A 5469-nucleotide genomic window follows, 5' to 3' on the forward strand; every position below is an offset into this window, starting at 1 on the left:
CAATTGGGGTGCAGTTCAAACAAGATCTGGACGTTTTGTTATATAGTCTATTTTTCTTTAGAATAGGGTTTAGGCTGGTAAAAATAATTAGGTTTTACGATATCATTTTTGTACGGTTTATGAAAAATGTGTGTTGTCGCAGGACTCATAGGTGGAATGAGCCACACCCAGTTACCCGTTACATTTCTGCCACTCTCTGACTCTTTTTCTTCAAATTTTTTGAACTGCTGAGCTGCGGTATGATGATCTACGATACTAACACCATCTTCTCGGAATGAATGCAGCACTGCGATGTTCAGTTCAACGAGCGCTTTATCTTTCCATAAAGAGATCGAGCTTTTCGTGTCTATGCCCATGCATGAAGCAATCTTTGGAAGCATATTGTAACGATTTTCATCCGCTAGATTTCTTGCGCCGATTTCAGTCCCCATATACCAGCCATTGAATGGAGCTGCCGTGTAACGGAGCCCACCGATCTCTAAAGCCATATCAGATATGAGGGGAACACCGTACCACTTTAGCTTTAAATCTTGAAACCAATCAAACTCAGGATGACGAATCTCTACTTCAAGCGTTGAAGACTTTGGCAGTTCAAATAACTTAGGAAGATTATCGTTTACTTGTATTACAATGGGCAAGATATCAAAATTTCCGTATTTAGGTTCCCAACCAAGCTCTATGCATTTTTCTGTAAATTCAATGGATGCTGGATCTCCGATAATTCCGGTTTCCATCTGATATCCAGCATATCGAATCAATTGATGATTCCAGATACTCACATGATGTTTATTGGATTTAGGAGGAAAAATGGTTATCGTCGGGCGAATACGTCCATGGTTAGTTGCATATTTCATGTGATCTACGATTGCCTTAAAGATTTCTTCCTCTGTTTCAACATGTCTTTGATCAAACGTGTTCATCTGATCCCAAAACAATCTTCCAATACATCGATTGCTGTTTCGCCATGCTACTTTTGCGCCATAATCAATCTCAAAAGATAGGTGATTGTATGTACCATTTAATTGAATTTCTTGTGCGATTTCTGAAATTCGATCATCAATCTCACTCTGCGTTCTATTTAATTCCTGATAACAGGAAGTTATAAATTCTGTTGCTTCTTGTAAAAGATTCATTTCCAAAATAAAGCCCCCAACAAAAATAAGTGTATTATTATAATAGCCTAGTTTTCAAAGAATTACCGCTTGTAAGTGTTACAAAAATAGAACATGAAGGGGAGGAGAAGATCGCATGAGAGCAGCTTACCAAGTTCTGGTGATTCCTTTTATAAGGAGGAAGCACGGTATTGAATATGCTATTTTAAAACGTTCGGATATGAATTATTGGCAAGGAATTGCTGGTGGCGGGGAAATGGGAGAGAATCCTGAACAATCAGCAAGAAGAGAAGCTCTCGAAGAAACAGGTCTAGGTGAGGGTTGCCGGTTAATTCAATTAGATTCGGTAACTTCTTTGCCAGTCGTACACGTAGTGGGTCACTTTCTTTGGGGTGAAGAAGTGCTCGTCATACCGGAATACTCATTTGGTTTAGAAATCTATGATCAGACATTGAATATATCGAAAGAGCACACTGCCTACAAGTGGGTTAGTTATGAAGAAGGTGTCTCCGAGTTAAAATGGGACAGCAATAAAACAGCACTATGGGAACTACATACGAGATTAAACCTACAAAACAATTATAAGGAAAATTATGTTAAAATATAAAAGTTCAAGGAGGTTATAAGAATGACTCATACAGATTGTTTAATTTGTCAAAGGATTGAGATGATCCAGAGCGAAACAAATCCTTATTTTGTTGCTGAATTGGAGACGGGTTACGTCGTGATTGGAGATCATCAATATTTTAAAGGGTATACGCTATTTTTATCAAAAGAACATAAGAAAGAACTGCATTTGTTAGAAACCGAAGTGAAGAAGACATTCTTAAATGAGATGAGTATCGTAGCAGAGGCGGTTTATAAGGCATTTAATGCTGAAAAATTAAACTATGAACTATTAGGAAATGGGGATTCTCATCTTCACTGGCATTTGTTTCCTCGAAGAGAAAACGACTCACCAGTAAAAGGTCCTGTATGGTGGGTAGATAGAGAAGAAATGTTTGCAGATAGCATAAAACCGTCTCAAGTTGAGTTGGAAGATATGAAGAACCGTTTGTATGTTGAACTAAATAAATTGATTTCTGTGACCATTCGTTAAAAAGAAAAGCATGAATGTGATGATTGAAACGGATCATTTAATTCTAAGGAAAGGTAACTCTGGATGATGCGACGGATATGTATTCTTGTCTTCTCATTGCTTAGACTAAGTTAAAATCCGAACATTTAAACGTAATTTAATTAAAAATGTTAAGTTTTATGTTGAAAACGAAAGGAATTATTGTTATATTATCAAAGTAACATACATAAAAGCGAATTACTCGTATATGCTCGGTAATATGGTCTGAGTGTTTCTACCCGGTTCCCAATGAAAGAACTGGACTACGAGTTAAAGTAACAGGTTGAGAAGTTATACTTTTGAAAAATAAGTATATCATCCCTTGATTTAGCAATATTACTTTGCATAATGATACTTTGACTCCGTTAGTCTGAGGTAGAATCTATCTACATTTTCTAGGCTATTTTTATTGAGTGAATTCGTGTAATTCGTGATATCTGGAGGGTAAAATACAATGAAGAAATACGGATTATTAGCAATCGCAGCTGTATTGTTTTTATCTGCATTAGCGGGGTTTAATTTCAATCAAACAGCATCTGGAAAAGAAAAAGCAAAACGACCAATCATTATTCAAGGACCAATGCCGATTGAGGCTGAGAATTTTGCAAAACGTTTAAAGAATGTTAAAGAAGAAAAGTCTGGAAATTTTGTTTTCTACAAAGGAACACTGAATAGCTATCCGGTCATTGTAACCAAAACAGGTAAAGGCATGGAGAACACGGCAGCAGCTACTGCTATTGCAATAGAAAAATATAAACCTGTGGCAATTATTAATCAAGGTACATCTGGTGGTCATGATCCAAGTTTAAACGTATTTGATATCGTACTAGGAAAAAGAACAGTTAATCTTGGATCTTTAAAGACACCTCACAAAGAAGCAGAAGAAGGGATACACCCTAAATCATGGATTCCTATGGACTTGATGGCATCAGAAGGAAGTGCTGGGGAAGATCCGAACGCGGAAAAAGCGCGTTACTTTGAAGGAGATGCAAAGCTTTTAAAAGCGGCTCACGCTGTGAAAGATACGTATACAAAAGGAAAAGTTGTTGAGGGTACAATTGGTTCTGCAGATGTTTGGAACAATGAAGTTGACCGTATCAAATGGTTCCATGAGAACTTTGGAACTTCTGTTGAAGAGATGGAAGGTGCGTCAGCTGCACAAATCTCTAAAGCTTATGAAGTGCCATTCCTCGGAATCCGCGTACTTTCAAACAACAAAACGAATGGCGGCCAATATGATCCTACAACAGCAGCTGCTAATCAAGATTATGTATTCGAAGTGGTTAAAGAATATATATCTATGAAAAAAGGTAAATAAGGATAAGGAAAACCCCGCTAATCTAGCGGGGTTTATTTTTCTAAAATGGCTTTATTAAATTTCTTCAATAGATGACCAAACTGTTGGCGTTCTTCATCTGTCCAATCGTCAGTTAGCACTTTAAAACGATCAAGCCGAGCTTGTTTGTATTCATTAAAATCTTCTGTCCCTGATTCTGTTAACTGTAGAAAGTAAGCTCGACGATCCACATGGTCTGGAACTTTGTAAACATAACCTTTTTTCTCGAGTGATGCAGCTTGTCGACTGACTGTAGACGTATCCAGCTGCAAGTTATCAGCGAGCGTCTTCACTCCAAGAGGCCCATGAACAGACAATTGATGCAGAAGGAGATAGGCTGATCTGTCTAGATTACCGATTTTATTTTTGGATGTGATCGAAGTGACACGCCTTACAAGCACGGCCATCTCAAGTTCGATCTTTTCAAGTATGAAGTTTTTCATCGAATATTTGCCACCTTTGTTTACAAAACTCTACCAATATAATAACCGATTAGAACACGATTCAACAACAGAATGTGAGTTTGACAGTAAATTAGTTGTACTATACAATTATATAGTTGTATTATACAATAAGTTATAGTGATAATTAAAATGAAGAGGAGATGTGAGAATGTCATCAAGCACACAAAGTGTTGGCGGCGCGAAGGTTTCAGGAGTTACGCTTGATAAACAAAGTTTATTTCATCAGCCGATCTCCGTATGGGCTGTTTTTTTCGCTTGTATAACTGCATTTATGGGGATGGGGTTGGTGAATCCAGTCTTACCGTCCATTGCTGAAAATCTACAAGCATCACCAAGTGAAGTAACGTTACTTTATACGAGCTATAATGCGGTGATGGCTTTTGCGATGCTGATCACTAGTACCGTTTCGTCAAGACTAGGAAATAAAGGGACATTATTAGCTGGAGTATTTATTATCGCGACAGTATCCGCACTAGGGGGATTTGCTGATAACATATGGACACTAGTCGGTCTTCGCGCAGGTTGGGGACTAGGTAATGCTCTGTTTGTAGCAACTGCATTAGCTGCCATTGTATCCCTTTCAAGCAGCGGGACAGTGAAGGCTATTATTCTGTATGAAGCTGCAGTAGGATTAGGAATCTCAATCGGACCTTTGCTCGGTGGTACATTAGGAAGTATTTCGTGGAGATCTCCCTTCTTAGGAGTATCTACTCTTATGATCCTTGCATTTATGATTCTCTTCGTATTGATGCCTAAACTGAAAAGGCAATTAGACGTGAAAAAGAAAAAAATGCCTTTATCTGCTCCGTTTAAAGCGATGAAGCATCGTTCAATCTTAGTGCTTGGAATCGTTGCGGCACTATATAACATTGGATTTTTTACGATCATGGCTTACGCTCCATTCGTTCTTGGGTTACATCCGAAGGGACTAGGTTATGTGTTCTTAGGTTGGGGCACTTTGCTAGCGATCACATCGGTATTTATGGCCCCAATGCTTGAAAGAAAGTTTGGAACGGTAAAATCTATCGCAATTATGCTTTTCTTATTTGTAGCAGATCTTGTAATCATGGGGTTATTCACTTCGACTCAATGGGTGATTATTTCAGCGATCGTTTTTGCTGGAGCAATATTGGGGAATACGAATACCTTAATTACAACAGCTGTTATGGAAGCAGCACCTGTTGAGCGATCGACAGCATCAGCAGCATATAGCTTTTTGCGGTTCTTAGGAGCGGCGATCTCTCCTTACATGGCGGCAAAACTAGCTGAGATCTTCAATCCACATCTACCGTTCTATGTAGCTGCCGGATTCGTGTTTTTATCAATCATTTTCATCGGTTGGAACTACAAACATCTAGCGCACGTAGATCGAATGGATACTGCGCATTAAGAATAGTAGAAAAAAAGCCTGCTCCTCGACTTTGAACTGTAACCAATAAT

At 38.4% G+C, this 5469-nt stretch carries 6 protein-coding genes and 1 riboswitch; of the genes, 4 read left to right on the plus strand and 2 right to left on the minus strand.

Features of this window, described 5'->3' with window-relative positions; genetic code table 11:
* Positions 1 to 47 precede the first annotated feature (47 nt).
* Positions 48 to 1133, minus strand: a complete 1086-nt coding sequence (locus tag P4V41_RS21575; RefSeq protein WP_328087295.1) for a nitric oxide synthase oxygenase — start codon at positions 1131 to 1133, stop codon at positions 48 to 50.
* Between the two features lie 115 nt (positions 1134 to 1248).
* Between P4V41_RS21575 and P4V41_RS21580 the strand changes: the two genes are divergently transcribed.
* The 3 genes from P4V41_RS21580 (at position 1249) to P4V41_RS21590 (ending at position 3547) form a co-directional block, all read left to right on the plus strand.
* Positions 1249 to 1719 carry an NUDIX pyrophosphatase gene (locus P4V41_RS21580; RefSeq protein WP_328087290.1) on the plus strand — a complete coding sequence of 157 codons (471 nt, stop codon included), beginning with the start codon at positions 1249 to 1251 and terminating at the stop codon, positions 1717 to 1719.
* 21 nt (positions 1720 to 1740) lie between these two features.
* Entirely contained in the window at positions 1741 to 2211 is a 471-nt protein-coding gene (locus P4V41_RS21585) for an HIT family protein (RefSeq protein WP_328087291.1), read from the plus strand.
* Positions 2212 to 2411: 200 nt separating this feature from the next.
* Positions 2412 to 2515, plus strand: a riboswitch (purine riboswitch).
* Between the two features lie 168 nt (positions 2516 to 2683).
* A complete protein-coding gene (locus tag P4V41_RS21590; RefSeq protein WP_328087292.1) occupies positions 2684 to 3547 on the plus strand; it encodes a 5'-methylthioadenosine/S-adenosylhomocysteine nucleosidase in 864 nt (287 codons plus the stop codon).
* Positions 3548 to 3579: 32 nt separating this feature from the next.
* Here the strand turns inward: P4V41_RS21590 and P4V41_RS21595 are convergent, their stop codons facing one another.
* On the minus strand, positions 3580 to 4008 hold the full coding sequence (locus P4V41_RS21595; protein WP_328087293.1) for a MarR family transcriptional regulator: 429 nt from the start codon (positions 4006 to 4008) through the stop codon (positions 3580 to 3582).
* A gap of 169 nt (positions 4009 to 4177) precedes the next feature.
* On the opposite strand from P4V41_RS21595, the gene P4V41_RS21600 reads away from it, so the two are divergent.
* Positions 4178 to 5419, plus strand: a complete 1242-nt coding sequence (locus P4V41_RS21600; protein ID WP_328087294.1) for an MFS transporter — start codon at positions 4178 to 4180, stop codon at positions 5417 to 5419.
* The last annotated feature ends 50 nt before the right edge of the window (positions 5420 to 5469 follow it).

Source organism: Fictibacillus nanhaiensis, from assembly GCF_036213205.1.
Lineage (GTDB): Bacteria > Bacillota > Bacilli > Bacillales > Fictibacillaceae > Fictibacillus > Fictibacillus nanhaiensis_E.